19 protein-coding genes and 2 tRNA genes are annotated in these 20,231 nt (G+C 42.2%); all 21 read right to left on the reverse strand.

All coding sequences use genetic code 11. The annotated features are described in order from the left end of the window. Nucleotides 1-3: 3 nt before the first annotated feature. On the reverse strand, nt 4-1,422 hold the full coding sequence (locus tag MHI60_RS06925; RefSeq protein WP_095407548.1) for an anthranilate synthase component I family protein: 1,419 nt from the start codon (nt 1,420-1,422) through the stop codon (nt 4-6). Between the two features lie 124 nt (nt 1,423-1,546). Beyond that, entirely contained in the window at nt 1,547-2,470 is a 924-nt protein-coding gene (gene cysK / locus MHI60_RS06930; RefSeq protein ID WP_024425655.1) for a cysteine synthase A, read from the reverse strand. Nucleotides 2,471-2,547: 77 nt separating this feature from the next. Then, complete coding sequence (locus MHI60_RS06935) at nt 2,548-3,456, reverse strand: peptidyl-prolyl cis-trans isomerase (protein ID WP_144473125.1); 909 nt, start codon at nt 3,454-3,456, stop codon at nt 2,548-2,550. 45 nt (nt 3,457-3,501) lie between these two features. Beyond that, the gene (gene hslO / locus MHI60_RS06940; RefSeq protein ID WP_024425653.1) at nt 3,502-4,377 is read right to left on the reverse strand and encodes an Hsp33 family molecular chaperone HslO; all 876 of its coding nucleotides are present in this window, start codon (nt 4,375-4,377) and stop codon (nt 3,502-3,504) included. Nucleotides 4,378-4,391: 14 nt separating this feature from the next. Beyond that, complete coding sequence (locus tag MHI60_RS06945; RefSeq protein ID WP_024427185.1) at nt 4,392-5,168, reverse strand: type III pantothenate kinase; 777 nt, start codon at nt 5,166-5,168, stop codon at nt 4,392-4,394. Nucleotides 5,169-5,330: 162 nt separating this feature from the next. Continuing rightward, nucleotides 5,331-7,232, reverse strand: coding sequence for an ATP-dependent zinc metalloprotease FtsH (ftsH, locus tag MHI60_RS06950; RefSeq protein ID WP_095407542.1), 1,902 nt, complete (start codon nt 7,230-7,232; stop codon nt 5,331-5,333). A 95-nt stretch (nt 7,233-7,327) separates the two neighbouring features. Further along, entirely contained in the window at nt 7,328-7,867 is a 540-nt protein-coding gene (gene hpt / locus MHI60_RS06955) for a hypoxanthine phosphoribosyltransferase (protein WP_008357399.1), read from the reverse strand. A gap of 15 nt (nt 7,868-7,882) precedes the next feature. Continuing rightward, entirely contained in the window at nt 7,883-9,286 is a 1,404-nt protein-coding gene (gene tilS, locus MHI60_RS06960) for a tRNA lysidine(34) synthetase TilS (protein ID WP_144486248.1), read from the reverse strand. A gap of 96 nt (nt 9,287-9,382) precedes the next feature. Further along, nucleotides 9,383-10,390, reverse strand: coding sequence for a serine/threonine protein kinase (locus MHI60_RS06965; RefSeq protein ID WP_095407547.1), 1,008 nt, complete (start codon nt 10,388-10,390; stop codon nt 9,383-9,385). After that, nucleotides 10,374-11,111: a VWA domain-containing protein gene (locus tag MHI60_RS06970; RefSeq protein ID WP_048239564.1), complete on the reverse strand. Its 738-nt coding sequence runs from the start codon at nt 11,109-11,111 to the stop codon at nt 10,374-10,376. Before MHI60_RS06970 ends, MHI60_RS06965 begins: the two co-directional genes overlap by 17 nt. Nucleotides 11,112-11,187: 76 nt before the next feature. Beyond that, entirely contained in the window at nt 11,188-13,671 is a 2,484-nt protein-coding gene (spoIIE, locus tag MHI60_RS06975; protein WP_058838225.1) for a stage II sporulation protein E, read from the reverse strand. A 203-nt stretch (nt 13,672-13,874) separates the two neighbouring features. Then, a tRNA-Glu gene (locus MHI60_RS06980) sits at nt 13,875-13,946 on the reverse strand. 25 nt (nt 13,947-13,971) lie between these two features. Continuing rightward, nucleotides 13,972-14,045: transfer RNA gene (locus MHI60_RS06985), tRNA-Met, on the reverse strand. Between the two features lie 176 nt (nt 14,046-14,221). After that, complete coding sequence (locus MHI60_RS06990) at nt 14,222-14,617, reverse strand: S1 domain-containing RNA-binding protein (protein WP_008357409.1); 396 nt, start codon at nt 14,615-14,617, stop codon at nt 14,222-14,224. An 82-nt stretch (nt 14,618-14,699) separates the two neighbouring features. Continuing rightward, on the reverse strand, nt 14,700-15,074 hold the full coding sequence (locus MHI60_RS06995) for a septum formation initiator family protein (RefSeq protein WP_003217952.1): 375 nt from the start codon (nt 15,072-15,074) through the stop codon (nt 14,700-14,702). Nucleotides 15,075-15,092: 18 nt separating this feature from the next. Beyond that, nucleotides 15,093-15,731, reverse strand: coding sequence for a spore cortex biosynthesis protein YabQ (gene yabQ / locus MHI60_RS07000; protein WP_039175923.1), 639 nt, complete (start codon nt 15,729-15,731; stop codon nt 15,093-15,095). After that, nucleotides 15,728-16,036 (reverse strand): sporulation protein YabP, encoded by a 309-nt coding sequence (gene yabP, locus MHI60_RS07005; RefSeq protein ID WP_048239558.1) that lies wholly within the window; start codon nt 16,034-16,036, stop codon nt 15,728-15,730. The genes yabQ and yabP overlap by 4 nt, the downstream gene beginning before the upstream one ends. 73 nt (nt 16,037-16,109) lie before the next feature. Next, entirely contained in the window at nt 16,110-16,370 is a 261-nt protein-coding gene (locus tag MHI60_RS07010) for an RNA-binding S4 domain-containing protein (protein ID WP_008341839.1), read from the reverse strand. Then, nucleotides 16,367-17,851: a nucleoside triphosphate pyrophosphohydrolase gene (gene mazG / locus MHI60_RS07015; RefSeq protein ID WP_144473118.1), complete on the reverse strand. Its 1,485-nt coding sequence runs from the start codon at nt 17,849-17,851 to the stop codon at nt 16,367-16,369. The genes MHI60_RS07010 and mazG overlap by 4 nt, the downstream gene beginning before the upstream one ends. Further along, nucleotides 17,841-19,445, reverse strand: coding sequence for a polysaccharide biosynthesis protein (locus MHI60_RS07020; protein WP_144486246.1), 1,605 nt, complete (start codon nt 19,443-19,445; stop codon nt 17,841-17,843). The genes mazG and MHI60_RS07020 overlap by 11 nt, the downstream gene beginning before the upstream one ends. A gap of 190 nt (nt 19,446-19,635) precedes the next feature. After that, on the reverse strand, nt 19,636-20,172 hold the full coding sequence (gene spoVT, locus MHI60_RS07025) for a stage V sporulation protein T (protein WP_034284159.1): 537 nt from the start codon (nt 20,170-20,172) through the stop codon (nt 19,636-19,638). Between the last annotated feature and the right edge of the window lie 59 nt (nt 20,173-20,231).

Here is a 20,231-nt window from a genome sequence, read left to right on the forward strand (position 1 = left end):
CCTCTAACTCAAAATAGTCTCTTCTTTGCTCAGCTGTAATGCTTTTTTCACTGCATAGGCTTTTTTAATCGATTCTTTATATTCGTGTTTTGGGACAGAATCAATGACGATCCCCGCACCTGACTGCATAAAGGCTTTTCCTTCTGTACAATACGCAGTACGAATGACGATATTAAAGTGCATATCTTGATTGAATCCAAACCAGCCTATAGATCCAGTATAAAGCCCACGTCTTGTTGGCTCAAGTTCTTCTATGATTTCCATTGTTCTCACTTTTGGAGCACCTGTAATCGTTCCACCTGGGAATACAGCTCTCATGACATCTACCGCGTCACATTCATCACGCAGCTCCCCTTGTACATTTGATACAATATGCATCACGTGTGAATATTTCTCAATCGCCATAAATTCGTTCACTTTTACGGATCCATAAGTGGATACGCGTCCAAGGTCATTCCGCTCAAGATCAACGAGCATCACATGCTCTGCACGTTCTTTTTCATTTTCAATGAGTTCCTTTGCCAGCGCTTGATCCTCAGCGTCGTCTTTGCCTCGTGATCTTGTTCCGGCAATTGGTCTTGTTTCTAGCTGAGTTCCTTTTTTCTTAATCAGCAGCTCTGGAGATCCACAAACAATCTGGAAGTCAGGCGTATGCAAGTAAGACATGTAAGGAGATGGATTTACTTGACGTAACGTTTTGTATAAATCATACGGATGAGTATGAAGCTGTTCATCTTGTCTGATGGATAAGTTCACTTGGAACACATCACCGTTTGCGATATATTGCTTAATTTTCTCTACTGCTTCTCCAAAGGTTTCTTCAGTGAAAGGTGCTGCTGGTACAAATTCTGTGGAAAATTCATTTACAGGTGATTGTGCTGATTCTTCAAAAGAGCTTGTCCATTTTTGCTTCCATTCTTCAAGCCTTTGGTTCGCTTTACTCACTGATTCCGTTTCCTCTGTGTGAGTAATCAGCCACAGCGCGTGCTCTTTATGATCAAAGACTGCAACATCATTAAACACGAGGAAATAAAGGTCTGGTGTTTGAAGGTCGTCAATCGCCAGCATTTTAAAATGCTCGATGTATCTAGCATAATCGTAGCTTAAAAACCCAATTGCTCCACCTTGGAAGTCGGGGTATTCGTCGTTTGTTTCAGTTTGAAGAGTTTGAAACCAATCCGTAAACGCTCTGAATGGATCACCTTCTTTGAACAGCACCTCATCTTGATAATGGATGGTCGTCATCCCATCCTTCCCCTTTGCTTTAGCGATCGGGTGAATACCAGCGATGCTATATGAACCGCCGCGTGCACTTTCAAGAAGCACATGATGTGTTTCACGAGCAGTTAATTGTTCGTATCTTTTCAAAAATGCATCTTTCGTAAAAGGAATTTTGATGCCCATCGGCCTGCGTTGTGTCATGTTATCATCCTTTTTCATTTTCATTAACCTTATTGTAATGCAATCCAATTTATTTAGAAAATAGTATTTGCTTTCCATCTTCAGAATTCATGAAAAAACCCCAGCAAATGCTGGGGTGATTGGTTTAATCGAATTGATAAAGCGGTGTACTGAGGTAACGCTCACCATTACTTGGGATGATTGCCAGAACCTTTTTCCCTTTACCAAGCTTCTTCGCTGTTTGAAGCGCTGCGTAAATAGCTGCTCCAGAAGAAATACCGCCAAGGATTCCTTCTTCTTTCGCTGCTTTTCTTGCAAGCTCAAATGCATCTTCGTTTTTCACTTGGATGATGCCGTCATATATTTCTGTGTTCAAGATTGAAGGAACAAAACCTGCTCCAATTCCTTGAATTTTATGCGGACCTGGCTTCCCGCCTGACAATACAGGGGAATCTGTCGGCTCTACTGCATAAAGCTGAATGGATGGGATGGCTTCTTTTAGGACTTCACCAGCACCTGTAATTGTACCGCCCGTACCAACACCTGCAATAAATGCATCAAGCTCGCCGTCAAACTGTTCAAGAATTTCTTTCCCAGTTGTACGGCGGTGAATCTCCGCATTGGCTTCGTTGCTAAATTGCTGAGGCATGAAGTAACCATGCTCTTCTGCTAATTCTTCCGCTTTTTTGATGGCACCTTTCATTCCTTCTGCACCTGGTGTTAAGACAAGCTCCGCACCATAAGCGCGTAAAAGGTTGCGGCGCTCCTGACTCATTGTGTCCGGCATAACCAAAATCGCATTGATTCCTTTAGCAGCCGCTACCATTGCAAGGCCGATTCCTGTGTTTCCGCTTGTTGGTTCAATAAGCGTATCGCCGGCTTTTAATGTTCCTTTTGCTTCAGCATCTTCGATCATTGCTAAAGCAATACGATCTTTGACACTGCTGCCTGGGTTCATATATTCAAGTTTCAAGTAGACATCCGCACTGTCTTCATCTACTAAACGGTTTAATTTAACGACTGGTGTATTTCCTATTAGTTCAAAAACTGAATTTGCAATACGAGCCATCACTAACACCTCTATCTCCGAGTAATTTTATTGTATTAATATTAAATTATCAATTTCAAAAAATTTTGTCAATGCTTTTAGTCCTGCTCGCCATCGTAAAACCATGTGACTTTTGCTTCTTTCCACAGGGTTTTAACATTCGCCTTTTCACCTAGATCTTCCATGGCGATCTGTCTTTTAATCTGATCTTTGACTTCGTCATAGGAGAAAGAGCGGCCATTTAATTTTTCTTTTAACTGAATAATGGCATACCCGTTTTTGGTCTGAATCGGCTCTTTCGTCCATTCATCTGGCTGAAGCTTTTGAGCTTCTTGTATGTATAGGGCTGGGATACTTTCCTGCTCTTCTGTCACAAATCCAAGATCTCCGCCGTATGGTGAGGTGTAACGGTCGATTGAACGTTCAGCTGCCACAGCTTCGAAGCTAGATCCACCTTTTAAATCTTTCAATACATTTTCAGCCTCGCCCTTTGTCTTCACAACGATATGGCGAATGCGGTATGAATCATCATATTGATATAAGTCCTTGTTTTTTTCATAAAACGATTTCGCTTCTTTTTCAGAAACGACGGCATCTCTCGTTAAAAGCTGCTCTAATAAAATTTGATAACGAATCTGATCTTTCCATTCCTTCTCACTTGTATGTCCATCTTCATAGAAATTATTAGACACCGCTTTGAGCATGAGCAATTCACGATTGATCTCTTTTGAAGACACCTCCAGCTTGTTTTGCTTGGCAAGCTGATTGACCACCTTCTGATTGATCATTTGCTCAAGTGTCGCCTTTCCGTAGCGGTCTTCCATTTTCTTTAGCCATTCTTGACGCGTCACCTTCTCTTTTCCAATCGACGCAATTTCTTCACCGCTCTTCCCGTTAGAAGAAGCCTGTGACATTTGTGACTTTGTTAATACATATGCAATGACAACGGCATTAATCATGAGCAACACGAGGATAAATGTCCATACCACTCTTGCTTTTAGTCTCATCTTTCGTCTCCTTTCCATCTAAAAAGAAAACCCGCTGCTTAGAGCTTAGCGGGTTAATTCTTCACGTAGCTCCTCTAGCTCTTCTTTTGTAAATACATACGTTTCGTTACAAAAATGGCATTGAGCTTCTGCTTGTCCGTCTTGTTCAATCATATCATCAATTTCGGCTTTCCCTAGGCTGATAATGCCATTTGCAAAGCGTTCTTTTGAGCAGTTACAAGAAAATTCGACAGGTACAGTTTCTAAAATTTGAGGTTTTTCACCGAGTACTTCTTCTAATATTTCTTCTGGTGTCATCCCTTTTTCAATGAGTTTAGAGATTGGTTCAATGGTTGACAGGCGCTTTTCTAGTCTTTCAATGACAGCATCTTCTGTACCAGGCAGCAATTGAATGATGAAACCGCCTGCTGCGAGGATCGAATTATCTGGATTGACAAGGACGCCTACGCCTACAGAGGAAGGCACTTGCTCAGAAGAAACAAGATAATAAGTGAAGTCATCTCCAATTTCACCTGAAACGATTTCCGTTTGTCCTGTAAAGTGATCCTTCAGCCCGATATCTTTGACAACACTTAACGTTCCAGATGTTCCGACTGCACGTCTAACATCCAGTTTGCCATGTTCATTTAAGTCAAAGTGAACTTGTGGGTTTGAGACATATCCTCGTACCTGGCCTTTTGCATTTCCATCAGCAATAATGGCGCCGATTGGTCCACCGCCTTCTATTTTGACAGTTAACTTATTCTCACCTTTCAGCATAGCACCCATCATGACTGTTGCTGTCATCGTTCTGCCAATCGCTGCTGATGCAGTCGGCCACGTGTGATGTCTTCTTTGTGCTTCGTTGATTGTATCTGTTGTGTTTGCAGCATATGCGCGGACTTTTCCGTCATATGCTAACGCTTTAACTAAGTAATCCATTTAATTTAAACCTCCTATAATACACCGACACGATTACGTTCATAAATGAGCTGCAGTCCTTTTAATGTAAGGAACGGATCGACAATATCAATACAGTCTGATTCATTTCCAATTAATGTAGACAAACCGCCTGTTGCAATGACTTTCGGTGTTTGTTTGGCTTGCTGCTTCATCCGTTTCACTATTCCCTCGACTTGACCAACATATCCATAAAGGATGCCGGATTGCATCGCACTGATAGTGTTTTTTCCAACAATGTGATCAGGACGGACAATTTCAATTCTCGGCAGCTTCGCCGCTCTTGTATATAAAGCCTCAGTTGAGATGGTAATACCCGGTGCAATCGCTCCACCCATGTATTGTTTTTGTTCATTGATATAACAGTAGGTTGTTGCTGTTCCAAAGTCTACCACAATAAGAGGCGCCCCATATAGGTGAATTGCTGCTACTGCATTGACAATTCGATCTGCCCCGACTTCCTTTGGATTGTCACACATAATGTTTAATCCAGTCTTCATTCCAGGCCCTACAATTTGGGGAGTTATGTGAAAATACTTTTCGCACATTCTTTCAAGTGCAAACATCATTGGCGGGACAACAGACGAGATGATAATTCCTTCTATTTGGTCAAACATCAGCCCCACATAATCAAATAAAGCCCTGATGGACATACCAAATTCGTCTTCTGTTTTATGACGGCTTGTTTCAATTCGCCAATGGTAGTTTAGATCGCCATTATGATAAACACCTAAAACGGTATTTGTGTTTCCTACATCTATCACGAGTAACAACTTCATCACCACTTTGAATAGTTTCTCAAAAAGAGCATTTTTCGACTTTCTATCATACCATACACGAATTGAGTTCCATTTGTAAACAATTCGAAACCGATCCATTCATGAATCGAAATAAAAAAAGCTGCCGGTGATCCCGGCAGCTTTCACAGAAGGAGATTAGATCTCCTCATCTTCTTTTTTCTTGATGTTTACTTTCACATCATCGTTTTTCTCTTCGTCATCTGCGTATACACGCTCTGGAAGCTTTCCAGTTTCGTAAAGAGATTTAATTTGCTCAGCATCTAATGTTTCAACTTCTAGAAGGGCTTGTGCGATGATTTCTAGCTTATCTTTATTCTCAGTGAGAATTTGTTTCGCACGTTCATAGCTCTCCTTAATGAAACGCTGAACTTCTTGGTCAATTTCGTAAGCGATCGCTTCACTGTAATTCGGCTCATTGTTGAAATCACGGCCAAGGAATACTTGACCTCCTTGTGCTTGACCGAATTGAAGCGGACCAAGCTTATCAGACATACCGAACTCTGTGACCATTCTTCTTGCAATGCCTGTTGCACGCTGGAAGTCGTTGTGAGCACCTGTACTTACTTCACCAAACGTAATTTCCTCTGCAACACGACCGCCGAGCAAGCCGACAATTTTATCAAGAAGCTCTGGTTTCGTTTGGAAATAACGGTCTTCTCTTGGAAGCATAACCGCATATCCGCCTGCCTGACCACGAGGAACGATCGTTACTTTATGCACCATGTCCGCTTCGTCTAGGATAAGACCAATGACGGTATGACCTGCTTCATGGTAAGCGACGATATTGCGTTCTTTCTTCGAAATGACGCGGCTTTTCTTCGCCGGCCCAGCGATGACACGGTCAGTCGCTTCGTCGATATCACGCATATCGATTTTCTTTTTGTTTTGACGGGCAGCAACAAGTGCTGCTTCGTTTAGTAAGTTCTCAAGATCTGCTCCAGAGAACCCTGGTGTTCTGCTTGCAATGGCTTTTAAATTGACTGTCTCATCAAGCGGTTTGTTTTTCGCATGAACTTTCAGTACTTCTTCACGGCCAATAACATCTGGGCGGTCAACCGTAATTTGACGGTCAAAACGTCCCGGACGCAGCAATGCAGGGTCTAGAATATCTGCACGGTTTGTCGCAGCAATGATAATAATACCTTCGTTGGCACTAAAACCATCCATTTCAACAAGAAGCTGGTTAAGCGTTTGTTCACGCTCGTCATGACCACCGCCAAGACCGGCTCCACGCTGACGACCCACTGCATCAATCTCATCAATAAAGATTAAACAAGGTGCATTCTTTTTCGCATTTTCGAATAAATCACGTACACGTGATGCACCGACACCGACGAACATCTCGACGAAGTCAGAACCACTGATGCTGAAGAAAGGAACGCCTGCTTCTCCTGCAGATGCTCTTGCAAGCAATGTTTTACCTGTACCTGGAGGTCCTACTAGTAAAACCCCTTTAGGAATTCTTGCGCCAAGCTCCGCAAATTTACGTGGGTCCTTCAGGAATTCAACCACTTCTACAAGCTCTTGCTTTTCTTCATCTGCACCGGCAACATCTTTAAATTTCACACGTTTCTTCTCTTCTGTGTAAAGCTTCGCCTTACTCTTACCAAAGTTCATGACTCGGCTTCCGCCGCCCTGAGCTTGGTTCAATAAGAAGAAGAACAAGATAAAGATGATGATAAACGGAATGATGGTTGTCAGAACTTGCAACCATCCATTTGTTTCAGGTGCTGGTTCTACTTTTACATCTGTATTCTTCAGTGCACTGTAAATTTGGTCAACACCTTGACCATCTGGAACATGGGTAATGAAGAATTGATCTTTCTTCGCGCCATCTAATTGACCACGAATTTCATAAACCCCTCTTACAGGCTGAATGGAGATACTCTCCACTTTTCCCGCACTTAGATTTTGCGAAAATTTGCTGTAAGACATGTTCTCAGGCTTTTGATTTGGGGATCCTAACCAACTAACGACCCCTATCACAAGTAATAAAATAAGTATATAAAAAATCGTATTACGAAAAACCCGATTCATTCCTTACCTCCTCCCACAGTAAGCACAACTATGTTCAATAGTATCATAGAAAATCATTCCAACACAACCAATAACCTCATGTATACGTATGCTGATCAGCCTTCGTAAACAGATGGTTTTAACACTCCAATATACGGGAGGTTTCGGTAACGTTCAGCGAAATCCAATCCATAGCCGACAACAAATGCATCTGGCACTTCAAATCCAACATAATCTGCTTTGATGTCTGCTTTGCGGCCGCTTGGTTTATCAAGCAATGTCACAATTTTAATGGAATTTGCTTTACGGTATCGGAAAAGCTCTACCAGATAGCTCAAAGTTAACCCACTGTCGATGATATCTTCCATAATCAAAATATCTCTTCCTTCAACAGAAGTATCTAGATCCTTAATGATCTTTACTTCTCCAGAAGATACGGTAGACTTTCCGTAGCTAGATACATCCATAAAATCAAGTTCTAAATATGTATCAATGTGTTTGATCAGGTCTGCCATGAATGGAAGAGCACCTTTCAAAACACCAATAGCCAGGGGAAATTTACCATCATAATCGCTGGTTAATGTTGCACCCAGTTCCTTCACTTTTTGCTGGATCTCTTCTTCTGAGATCAAAATCTTTTCAATATCTTGTTTCATGCTTTTGCTTGCCCCCTACAAATTTTCGTGCTGTCTATATTGTAATACAATGAGATCGCTGTTTGTCATATCAATTTCTTCAAAAACAGATTTTTTCAGACCTGGGATCCAGATGATTTGATGATCCGAGTCAGTGACGATCGGCCAGCTGTCTCTTTCTGCAAGAGGCACTTTTTTATCAATAAATATATCCTTCACCTTTTTTGATCCATTCATCCCTTTAAGTTTGATTCGATCACCATTTTTTCGTGAGCGAATGATCAAAGGGAGACGAACATGATCTTTTTGAAGCAAGAAAAAATGGTTTCCGTTCCGTGCATCCTTCGGAACATGATTTGATACGACGATAGACTGTCCATTTGGGAGAAAAAGCTCTTCTCCGAGCTCAACATTTAAGTGAAGAGCATAAGACTGGTCTAATACATGCGATCGTTCAAAGGTAAACATACAGTAATCATAAGACTTGACAGCTTGTAAACCCTTTGGCAAATCTAATGATCCAGACGGTTGATCGGTATGAGATAACCAGTCCAAAGTCCCTAGAATATGCTGGTTTGAAAACGCTGATTGAGTGTTTTCATAAAGATAGTTTAATATTAGTTGAATGCCTCTTCTTTGTAAAGGCAAAGGCAGGTCAAGCAAAGGCTTCGTTTTGATCTCAATTTGTTTAGGCGATTGACTCGTTATCACTTGGTTCATTTGTTCCTTTGTTAAACCCTGCAAGTATTGCTCATCCTCAGTCAGCATGTCACTTACAAACTGAAAGCTTTCATGTACATGAGGTGCCTCTTCTTTTAACACAGGAAGGATGTGTCTTCTTACCCGGTTTCTCAAGTAGTCATCTGTGTAATTGCTCTGATCAATGACATAGGGGACATGTTCTTTTTCACAAGCTTTTAGCACGTCGTCTTTAGAGTATCCAATGAGCGGACGAATCAGCCACCCATTTTGAAAGGGACGTTTTGCTTGGATACCCGCAAGTCCAATACCAACAGTCCCTCTCGCAAGTCTCATCAACATTGTTTCTACTTGGTCGTCTCCATGATGTGCAAGCGCTATAAATTGAGCGTTGTATTGCTCCATCAATTGACGAAAGAAAGCATATCTGCACTCCCTTGCAGCTGCCTGTTTGTTTAAGCGGTTTTCTTTTGCATATTGGGTGACCTGTATGCGGGACGATTCAAAAGGGATCTCGTGCTCCTTACAGTAAGCCTCAACAAACGCCAAATCAGCAAAGGACTCTTCTCCTCTGAACATGTGATCTACATGGGCTGCAATCAGCTGATAGGAACTTTTGCGACGCTTGTTAAGTTCATGCAGTAAGAGCATGGAATCCGGTCCGCCGGAAACCCCGACAATGACTGTCGTATTTTCAAGGTAAACATCATGTTTTCTCAAAAAAGATTCAATTCTATTCACAACTTCCTCCTCACAAAGAGCAGGTAATTTAAAGATATACATATCCTATCACTTTCAGTAGCTCCAAGCAAAGAAGAAGCCTGCTTTTTTACAGCTCTACAACAGGAACAAAACCACATATGCACAGTAAAGAGCGAGTACACTGCATACGATAAGAATGGTTTCAAAAAGCCCGCCTGATTTTTTACGTACTGACGTTCTTTTTGCTGCTGCAGTCCGCGATCGTGAAGTCACTTGTTGATTTTGATTAACAGCAGGTTTTGGCGCATTTTTTTGCTGCTGCTTCTTTTGACGCGATTTTCTTGATGCAATCAGCTGTCCTTCTTTCAGCATCGCACCTTTCATGTCTGCTGCTGATTGATACTTACCTTGTAGAGCAGCCTTTAACACCCTTTCATATCGCTTTAATAAAGGATGTCCTTCAATGGCTCGATAAAGCTGTTTATCTGGCTCTGCTCCTTTTTTGAATTCTTTCTTATACGCACAGTTGACCATCACCATGGTCAGGGCAAATAAATCATAAGTTGGTTCAGCTTTTCGTGTACCGAATCCCCAATAGCCTCGATCAAAAAACTCGGTATACTCCTTAATTGCCCTGCCCGCTTTCGTCGTTCCTCCTACATCAATGCACCGGATCGTGGCAGGGGGACCAGAAACAATGAGATTATCCGGCTTTAAATCACCAAAAATCCAACCTTCCTGATGTAAATGAGCCAAGCTGGATAAAAGCTGAATCATTAAAACCACAATCCACTCATCACCCTTTTGTTTCACAAATTCAAGCAATAATGGGCCTCTGACATATTCCATCACATAAAAAGAGCGTTTTTGAGGCATACCGGGATAAATCGCATCATCCATATCATAAAAAGAAGGCCCCATGGTTTTCACAGGAGCCTTTGAAAAGGATTTTAATACATTGACTTCAGATGCAATGAGCATACTGTCATCACTCACTTTAAGGGCCGCTTGCCCATGTGGCGATTCGGCCAGATAGACAACACCGTTCGCCCCTTTTCCAAGCTCTTTTACAATACGGTAATGATGGTGGTGCCATTTCCCTTGAATCACCGTGCCTAACGGGATGTTAGAAGCCGAATTCATCATTATGCTCTTCCTTTGCTTCAAGCAGCCCTTTGCGTGAACGCACTGATTTGAAATGCTGAAGTGCTTCCCGAAGCGCTGGTCCCGTTGGGGTGATTCCTCCAGTGGTCAGTTTTGGGAAAATAGATGATAATGAATCGAATCGAGGCGTCCAATTCAATACAATTTCAGCATCTGAGTTTTTCCCGGGAAATACACACATCCCAAACTGATTTTCTCCAATTCTTGAATTTAAACTGATGGAAAGGTCGATGAGTGCTTCTTTGACGGTCGGCAGCTTCGGTTTCATACTTGCACTTGTATCAACAAGCACGAGTACTTGAAGGTGAACCGTCTCTCCTAACTCATCGACAACCTCCATTACTTCCCCGCGCTTATCAGGTGGAAGCTCTTCAATTTCAGCATCTTTGCCGAGAATTTGCTGCAATTCTTTATTCACAACACCTTGCAGGGTTTGTGTCATCGCTTTTTTCGTGACCATTTGTACGGTTTGAGATAACTGCTGGACGTAGACAACTTGGTGGATACCTCCGCCTGCGAGAGCAATTCCCTCAACTTCCTTCATCGCTTCATGATCGTGTCTGTTTTCTTCCATAATGCCAATGACATTGACTGTAATCCCTTGTTCCTTTGCCAATGAGGCAATCGCAAGCGGATCTTCCCCGTGATTTGAGCAGCCATCTGTAATCAATAAGATTTGGTTGACGTGACCTTTTCGCATCTTCATTCCTCCTGGGATTGTAACTGAATGCTTATATCCCCATCATCGCCAGAAGAAATTCATATTATACGATATTTTAAGAAATCTCTTGTTTCTCAAGATAGAATGTACCGGTCGGAATGGAAGCCCATTTTGGTGTGTTGTGGTCGAGCCTGATGACAACAACTGTCATATCGTCGTCAATTTGGCCTGCTCTTGTTCGAATAACCTCTTCCATTAATAAATCAGCAATTTCTTGCGGATCTTCTGTTTTAAAGCTTTTCATTTTCCGTTTCACCCAAAGATCATGATTTTCAATATGCTTCGGCCCTTCAAAAATGCCGTCACTCATCATAATCAATAGATCTCCTGCCTTCATTTGTTCACTCACAACCTCGACTTCGAATTCATCAATAATACCGATGGGCAAGTTGCTTGCTTGTACCTTCATCACCTGATCACCCCTTTTAATAAAGCTGGGTGTTGAACCAATCTTGAGGAACTTACAGCTCGCATCCTGTAAATCAATGATCGATAAATCCAATGTTGAATAGATCTCGTCCGTCGTTCGTAAAGATAAAATACTATTAATGGTTTTAATCGCCACTTTTTCATTGATACCTGACGCCAATATTTTTTCTAACAGCTTAATCGTTTCATTGCTTTCAAAATGAGCCCGTGCTCCATTGCCCATTCCATCACTAATAGCTGCAGCATACTTGCCCGCACCAAGCTCCATCATGCTGTAGCTGTCTCCAGATACCAGTCCTCCGCCTTTTGCTGCATGAGCTACACCTGTAGCCACTCGATATGATTTAGCAGAGCCAAATACAACGTGACAATAGCCTGTTGGATGCTCTGCACACTGCTCTGCTTTGACTAAAATCTGTTCTTCTAAAATATCTGAAAGCATTGGAGCAATGATTTTTTCACATTCCCCATGCCCTTGGCAATATGGGATTCTCATTTCAATATCGACATTTCCCTGCTCTAAGCTATAGATTTCTACTTGCTGGATTTCAATGCCAAAGTGCTGGAGCGCTTCTATCATCTGCTCTTCCTGAATAAAATGCTGTTCTCTTTCTCGTTTTATTTCCCGGGAAAAATCCTCCATCACTTGCGAGACTCCCATCAGCTGTTCAGCTACAAGACGTCTGCTGTCTTGGACCTTTTTCTTCAGTGTCTGGTTGGCTTTATAGTAAGCGATCTCCTCTTCAATCAATTCCTCGACATGTTTTGATTTTGAGCAGTGCTGACTAAATTTCTTTTTCAATTTTCGGTTATGCTCATACGTTTTTTCATCAGATTCATGCATAACTTGTTTCATTAGTTCATAGGTTGTATCAAAGTTCTGCACCCAGCATTTATTTTTCTTATAGCACGTTTGACAGGATCGTTCTGTGATCGTACTTAAAAAAAGATCTACATCCTCTTCCTGCTTCTTCTCTTCAGGAATGGATTCGTAAAATGTCGCAAAACTCTCAGACAGCGCATGAAATACATTAGAGAATTGGTCTACCTTTTTTGCTGTCACGTCTCGTACCTTCCGAGCGTATTGCTGCTGCTCCTGTACATGCTCTACCGTACCAGGAATGTATTTCGCTACCTTGGAAGTGACTGATTGTGGCGTGAGCAAAAAGAGCGCAACCGCTATAAGTGATTCATACAGTGTGGTCATGAGACCTGCTGAACCTTCTCCGTACAGTGAAATGAGTAAGGAACCCACAATTAAGCCGATGGCTGCCCCTGCTTTCTTCCCTTCTTTCAGCAATCCACCTAGTAAGCCTGAAAAGGCAAGAAGACTCATCTGATAAAGGTTTCCGATGTTTGCGAGACCGAGAATTAATCCTGTCACAACACCGACCGTACAACCAATACTGGCTCCACCAATAAAGGCAAATGTCAGCACTACATAACGTGACAAAATATGCTCTGCCTGCATCCCTTGAAATGAGATCCCAGCAAGGCCAGTTAAAACTGAGGCAATTAAAATCATAAAACAAATAATTTCTTCGACCTTTAAAGAGTGTTTAATTTTCCTGACTGTAAAAATTGGCAGGCTTTGAAGAAAAATCAGTGTCAAAATGAAGGCAAGTCCTGCTTCGACACCCGCCATGACGTAATCATAGCTTTGCACAGCACCTTGCTCTAGGTAAACAAACGCTCCTCGGGTGATCAGCATCGAGAGAACAATGACAACCGGTAATGTTTTCACTGGGTCTTTGATGATGAAAGAAACGACCTTTGACATAAGGAGAAACATGAGCAGCGACGCAAACACAAACAATGCATTTTGAGGTGATATCGTCATCGCCCCAGCGAGTAATGCTAGACAAGCAAGCATCGCCTTATCTCTTTTAATAAGCAGCATGGAGCCAAAGAAAGGCAGAGCAAACGGCATAATTTCAGATAATATAAAGGCTCGTCCTAATAAAAAGCCTAGAACAACATAAATAAACCCTTTATAGAAAAAAAGAGAATGCGTGTGATGAAGAAACAGGTTTTTCATCTTTTTTAACCCCGCACTGATTCTTTCAAACCCCGCTCCTGTTAAATCAGTTCTTCTTTCTAGTTTTTCCATCTTCTCATCCCCCACCTGATATTCGTTGCTTGTCATTATAGCGAAGGTGAAAAAGAAATTTTGTCAAAAGAAGTTGTCATTTCCATAAAACGTTCGACGCTTTATTCGTCAAAGGGGCATACTTTCATGAAAGTCGATGTCTTTCATCAGAATTTTACGAAGTCACAAAAAAACAGCTTTCCTATAGAAAGCTGTTTCGAAGATGACCCGTACGGGATTCGAACCCGTGTTACCGCCGTGAAAGGGCGGTGTCTTAACCGCTTGACCAACGGGCCTTGCTTTATGTTCTAGTTAAAAGGATAGCGGCGGAGGGGATCGAACCCCCGACCTCACGGGTATGAACCGTACGCTCTAGCCAGCTGAGCTACACCGCCATAATGAAAATGCGCTAAGAAGCACAAGAACTATAATACAAAGGATTCGCTTGTCCGTCAATAGAAAGTTTTAAATTAAATGACGAAATCTCAAAAAATGTCGGATGCATCATAAAAAAAGCACCTGCTGAACAGCAGATGCTTTGTTGTGAAAATATATAGAAAGCAGCAACAAGTTAACCTCTTCTTGCTCCGCGCCCCCCACGTTTTGATTCCGTGTTACGTTTTAAAGATGTTAAGCGATCTTCGCTATCTTTTAAGAATTTGTTCATTTTTTGTTCAAACGATTCCTTCGGACGGAAATCATTTCTGCTCGGTCTTGATTGTTGTTGAGGACGATCTTTTGCTTTTTTAATGGACAAGCCGATTTTACCGTCTTTTTCAACGTTAATCACTTTCACTTCAACTTGTTCACCGACTTTTAAATGCTCATTAATATCTTTTACATAGTTATCGGCTACCTCACTGATATGAACGAGACCAGTTGAACCGCCTGGCAACTCCACAAAAGCTCCAAAATTTGTAATGCCCGTAACTTTCCCTTGTAACTTGCTGCCAACTTCAATCGACATAAAAAAAGTGCTCCTCCTTAGACTTATAAAAAAATCTCATTTGTTCAATTATACATAAACTGAATTTTAAGTGTCAACAAGGCTAATCGCTCTTATTGCCCACATCAAAGATTTTTTCGCCTTTTTTGGACATATAATAGTCCCGTCGTGCCAGTTCGAGTACGTATTCCTTGCTTTTCAGCTTCTTAATTTCATCAGAAATATCTTCCTGCTTTGTTTGTAATTGCTTCAACTCTTTTTCGAGCGCAACCTTCTTCTCTTCTTTTTCCTTTAGTGAAGACGATTGCGACCAGAGGGCACTTGTCACCAAGACAGCAAACATGAGCACGATCACACCAAACACGGTAAGCCTTCTAAGGAGTCCGCGACGTTTGCGTTTTAAGCGCTGTGCTTGCTGTTCCATTTGTTTTTGATAATCATTTTGAATTTGTGCGATATTTCTTTTTCTCTTGTTCAAGGTTGAAGGCCTCCTCTCTTACTTTGTCCAGAATTGTTTCCATTTCGTTTTGATGGTACCAGATAATTTCTTGGCCCCTTGTAAAATTCCTGCTCCTTTTGAGAAAAACAATCTCATTGATGTTCGCCATTTTTCGGGAATCCGATGAATAATGGTCACATTGAGTAACCAGATGAGCGGATAACAAACAATCGACAGCACCTTCCACACGAGCCGAAACGTAAAACGAACTAGACGTAAGAGCGAGTGGAGCAAGAACAGAATAGCACTTATGACCAATGTGATCATCCAGCGGATCGGCTGGAAGACAATCGACATGACCAGCCTTTTCAGGAAGAGAACGGTCTGATATACACACATCATGATAAACTTGAGAATCTTAAGATACAACTGTTTCATCAATGCCTGATACATCGAGAAACCAAGAGCAACGGCTAGAAAAATATAAAGCCTGAATTCTCCCTCATTTGTCAGCAGCAGAACATAAAAGAATAAGAGACCCTGTACCATCCAAAAAAGGAGATCGTGTATAGCCAAAAGCCATTTTGCTGTTTTTTCCCGGTTCACAAACAGCTTGTACGTATCAAGCGATGCGCCCAGCCAGATGCCCATCGCCGCCATGGAAAGCATCGTATAAAACTGGACTGTCAGCGTCATTTAAACAGCTTGCTAAAAAATCCTTTAGCTTTCTCCCCGTGCTGCTCATCCACATAGATTAAATCAAAGACACGCCCTTTGATCGACACAACGCCCTTTTCGACGTCTAGGTTTTTCATTTGCAGATTTTCTCCGCGGATGGCAAGAATCCCCATGACCGTCTCAAGCAAAAATTCTTCACTATCAAAGCTTTCCACTTGTTTGACACCGGTAATATCTAAATGCTTTCTGTTTCGCATTGTGACATTGTGCTCCGCTTCTGATGACAGCTTCGTGCCTTGAGGTTGATTATAATATTGATTCATTTATACATCCCCCATATCTCATACTTGCATGTTACTGCATTGTATGTGATAAAAGGGGCATTTAGAACAAGCCCTATTCTGCTGTTTTTTCTTCTTTTAGCACAGTGTACATGCCAGCCGCTTCTTCTTTTTTCGTCGTGTCTTTTAACTCGTTGACTTGAACAGTTACTAGTTTTTGACCAAAGCGGATTTGGAGCTCATCTCCTTCTTTCACGTCAGAGCTTGCTTTCGCCTGTGTTCCGTTAATAGAAATCCTGCCTTGATCAGCTACTTCTTTTGCCAATGTTCTTCTTTTAATTAAACGGGACACTTTTAAAAATTTATCTAATCTCATGTATGTTCACCTCTTTCTATGCGTTTCGCATCGTTCCATAGGTCATCCATTTCCTCTAGCGTTAAGTCATCTAATGAACGGCCCATGTCCTTTGCTTTTTGTTCGATATGCTGAAAGCGCCGCATGAATTTTGTGTTGGCAGAAGCGAGTGCCGTTTCAGGCTCTAGGTGATAGAACCTACCAATGTTGACGAGAACAAACAAAAGATCTCCAAATTCATCTTTCATCTGCTTCGTTGCACCTTCGTCCGTCTTCTCTGCCACTTCAACGAGAAATTCCTGCTTTTCTTCTTCGTATTTGTTCCAAATATCTTGAACATCTGTCCAATCAAAGCCCACCTTGGCGGCTTTCTTTTGGAGTTTATATGCCTTTGTTAGTGCTGGAAGTGTCGCCGGAATCGATTGTAAAATAGAAGCGGCGCGCTCTGGCTTTTCCTGCTGCTTGATTTTTTCCCAGTTGGCGACCACGTCTGCTGCCTCAGAAACATTCGTGTCACCAAACACATGAGGGTGTCGCCGAATCATTTTTTCTGTGACATGCTGGATGACGTCATCAATAGAGAAATAACCGTCATCTTCTCCAATTTGAGCGTGAAGTAATACCTGCAGCAGCACATCACCGAGCTCTTCCACTATATGATCTGGGTCATCTTCATCTATCGCTTCAAGCAGTTCATAGCATTCTTCAATTAAATATGGTTTGAGTGACTCATTGGTTTGTTTTTGATCCCATGGACAGCCGCCCGGACCTCTTAATGTACGTATAACGTCACGGAAGGTGTCAAATTGTTGATAAAGCAGCTGTTCATCTTGAATCGGAGGAACATAAACACTCGTTAAGTTATTTATCGTCACATCTCGATCAAGTTCAAATAAAGGAACGGCAGTAATCTGTTCCTGACTGCTTCCAGCTGCTGTCACTATATAAACTTCATAATCGTCAGGGAGCTTTTCCATCAGCGTGAGTTTCACATTCGAAGCTGTCATCTGATCATATACCTGACAAATCAGGACATGCTGGGTTAATTTCAGATCATCCGCTCTCATATCCCCTGCATCAACGAATTGTAGTCCCTCGATGGGGTCAATCTGCAAGGAGTTGAATGTCGCATCTAGAAAGCTTTGTCCACCAGCGACAGACACCTCAATCCCGCGCTCTTTCTGCTCAGCGACGAGCAGCTGTACGGTCTTTTCTGCTACAAATGGATGACCAGGTACTGCGTACACAATGTCTTTTTCCGCTGCCTCTGCAAATAATATTTCGGTAATTTCCTGATACACCTGATCAAACTGATCGTGCTTTTCATAAATTTCATCAAAAAAGGTGAGAGATGGGACCTCCTGCATCAACTCTGCGGTAAGCGGATGATCCTGCGTTCTCATAAATACTTCTTTCGCCTGCTTCAGCTGCTTATATACACCGAGCGTCAGCTGATCCATGTCGCCTGCCCCGAGACCGACGACGGTAATCTTACCTGCCATTTTGATTCCCTCTCATCTGTTTAAAATATAAAATCTTTTCTCCTAATGGAATGAGTCTCCATTCCTCGTCCGTAAATACTTCTAGCTTAAGAATACTATATAAAAAGGCGAAACCACCAATAAAAACTGATGTCAGGCTCTCTAAAACGGAAAACGGACGTTTTTCAAAGGGGATAACCCATGAAAACAGAGTCTGATATCCTATTAAGACCACAGCCATGAAGGCGGCTGATAAAAGAATTTTTACTGGGAACAGCTCTCTCCATGAAATCCATCCTTTATGCTTCAAATAAACGGCATTGAGCAAGGCTGCTGTGAGAAAACCACATACAGTTGACCATGCGGCCCCGTGGATGCCAAATAACGGAACAAGCGCAATCGTTAGAATCCATTTCACCAGCACGCTGAGGACCACCACAACAGCTGGATACACGGTATGCCCGAGCCCTTGCAGTAAAGCCGCCTGCGTAATGGCAATCGACGTAAAGGCAATCGATATACAGAATATTTGCAAGGCATCGGTGCCTAAATCATTACGAAAAAGCATTGTATTTACTGGTGCTAAAATACAAATCAGTCCAACCGCTGATCCAATCCCTAATACCGACGTGGTCTTAACCGATGACCGAACTTTTTGCCGTATCGTTTCATGCTCTCCATTCCTCATGGCTGCCGATAAAAATGGCACAAGAGAGGTTCCGATGCTGATGGCAAACACCGTTCCTAGCTGCAAGAACGGCTGACCTCGGTCATACACACCTTTTGCCGCCTTTGCCGCCGCTTCACTGAGACCCTCGCTGCGCAGCAATGCATACAGATGAAAGGCATCAATCATTTGCATCCATAAAATGAGCAAACCGCTGACACAAATCGTCAATGTATACAGCACCAAACTCTTCAAAACATCTTTTTTTTGAAGTGTCGCCTGTTTGCCTGACATACTTGCAGCAGACTGCTTTCGATAGGTCAGCCAAAGGAAAAGAAGCAAAATGAGCGAGGCCGCACTTCCCGCAATAGAAGAGAATACCGCACCTGCCCCTGTTTCATAAAGCGAATAGCCGTGTCTCACGAAATAAAAGGATAAAACAAGCAGAACGCCTACCCTGATGAGCTGCTCAACTAATTGAGAAACAGCCGTTGGAAGCATCAGACCGTCACTCTGAAAAACGCCCCTCAGCATCACAGTGAGCGGCAGAAATAGAAACACAAAAGCACTCATCTGGATGAGCAAAATTAATTGACTGTCTGCCATAAGGCTCGCAATTGTGCCTGCTCCTATGTAAAGGCAAAGAAATAAGACTAAGCTCAGTAATGTGATATATACCAAGGATACCCTTGAAATGATCCGTCGATTCTCTTCCCCATGCTCACTCAAAAGCTTGGACACCATGACAGGAAATCCTGTTGTGCCAAGCATGATGGCAATGCCAAGGAATGGATATACCTGCTGATAAATATAAAATCCTGTGTCCCCTACGATGTTTTGAAATGGGACACGGTAAACGGCACTTAGTACCTTTGATAACAAGCCTGCGATGGTCAAAATCACCGCACCCTGGAAAAGCCAGTGCGGCTGATTCACAGCATTTTTCATGGATGACTCCTTTAAAATAGATCTACAGTTAAACGCACTCATTATATCATACGTGAATGAAAAGACGTTCCTTTCTAAGGAGTAGACGGCATATTTCACGTTTTGTTTCATCCCATATAAAAAACCGACAAAATCAAATGATTTCATCGGCATTCTTTCGTTTTATCAAAATGATATAGAGTTATTAGACCTAATGTTCCATTTGACGGGCTAAGAAGCCAGCTGCCGTTTCTGCCGCTTTATGCTCCACTTCTCCCATTGAACGCTCTTTAGAAAATAAGACGACGGCGCCAATCGGATCTCCGTTTGCAACAATAGGTGCAATGGTATAAGAAGATACGTCATCATCAATACCATCGACAAGTTGAATTTCTTTTTTGCTTTCTTCTAACACAGAATTACGCTGATCCATTGTTCGTTCAAGTAAATCACTGATGGATTTGTTTAAGTACTCTTTTTTCGAACTGCCGGATACAGCAATATACGTATCTCGATCACAGATCAGGATGGAATGACCCAGACTGTCGAATAATGCATCAGCATATTCCTTCGCAAAGTCTCCTAGCTCACTAATCGGCGAATACTTCTTCAAAATCACTTCTCCATCGCGGTCGACGAAAATCTCAAGCGGATCTCCTTCCCGGATGCGCAATGTTCTGCGAATCTCCTTCGGAATAACCACTCTACCTAGATCATCGATGCGGCGTACAATTCCAGTTGCTTTCATTCACTGCTGCCTCTCTTTCGTTTGATGATGTGTTGGGTGAATGGAACAAAAGCGTCCAC

Source organism: Bacillus sp. FSL K6-3200 (assembly GCF_038630485.1).
GTDB classification, from domain to species: domain Bacteria; phylum Bacillota; class Bacilli; order Bacillales; family Bacillaceae; genus Bacillus; species Bacillus safensis.

Coding starts and splice junctions, on each gene's coding strand:
- MHI60_RS06925 (WP_095407548.1), bottom strand. CDS start 1,422: ATGACACAACGCAGGCCGATGGGCATCAAAATTCCTTTTACGAAAGAT.
- cysK (WP_024425655.1), bottom strand. CDS start 2,470: ATGGCTCGTATTGCAAATTCAGTTTTTGAACTAATAGGAAATACACCA.
- MHI60_RS06935 (WP_144473125.1), bottom strand. CDS start 3,456: ATGAGACTAAAAGCAAGAGTGGTATGGACATTTATCCTCGTGTTGCTC.
- hslO (WP_024425653.1), bottom strand. CDS start 4,377: ATGGATTACTTAGTTAAAGCGTTAGCATATGACGGAAAAGTCCGCGCA.
- ftsH (WP_095407542.1), bottom strand. CDS start 7,232: ATGAATCGGGTTTTTCGTAATACGATTTTTTATATACTTATTTTATTA.
- hpt (WP_008357399.1), bottom strand. CDS start 7,867: ATGAAACAAGATATTGAAAAGATTTTGATCTCAGAAGAAGAGATCCAG.
- MHI60_RS06965 (WP_095407547.1), bottom strand. CDS start 10,390: ATGAATTCGGCTTCTAACATCCCGTTAGGCACGGTGATTCAAGGGAAA.
- MHI60_RS06970 (WP_048239564.1), bottom strand. CDS start 11,111: ATGCGAAAAGGTCACGTCAACCAAATCTTATTGATTACAGATGGCTGC.
- spoIIE (WP_058838225.1), bottom strand. CDS start 13,671: ATGGAAAAACTAGAAAGAAGAACTGATTTAACAGGAGCGGGGTTTGAA.
- MHI60_RS06990 (WP_008357409.1), bottom strand. CDS start 14,617: ATGTCGATTGAAGTTGGCAGCAAGTTACAAGGGAAAGTTACGGGCATT.
- yabQ (WP_039175923.1), bottom strand. CDS start 15,731: ATGACGCTGACAGTCCAGTTTTATACGATGCTTTCCATGGCGGCGATG.
- yabP (WP_048239558.1), bottom strand. CDS start 16,036: ATGAATCAATATTATAATCAACCTCAAGGCACGAAGCTGTCATCAGAA.
- MHI60_RS07010 (WP_008341839.1), bottom strand. CDS start 16,370: ATGAGATTAGATAAATTTTTAAAAGTGTCCCGTTTAATTAAAAGAAGA.
- mazG (WP_144473118.1), bottom strand. CDS start 17,851: ATGGCAGGTAAGATTACCGTCGTCGGTCTCGGGGCAGGCGACATGGAT.
- MHI60_RS07020 (WP_144486246.1), bottom strand. CDS start 19,445: ATGAAAAATGCTGTGAATCAGCCGCACTGGCTTTTCCAGGGTGCGGTG.
- spoVT (WP_034284159.1), bottom strand. CDS start 20,172: ATGAAAGCAACTGGAATTGTACGCCGCATCGATGATCTAGGTAGAGTG.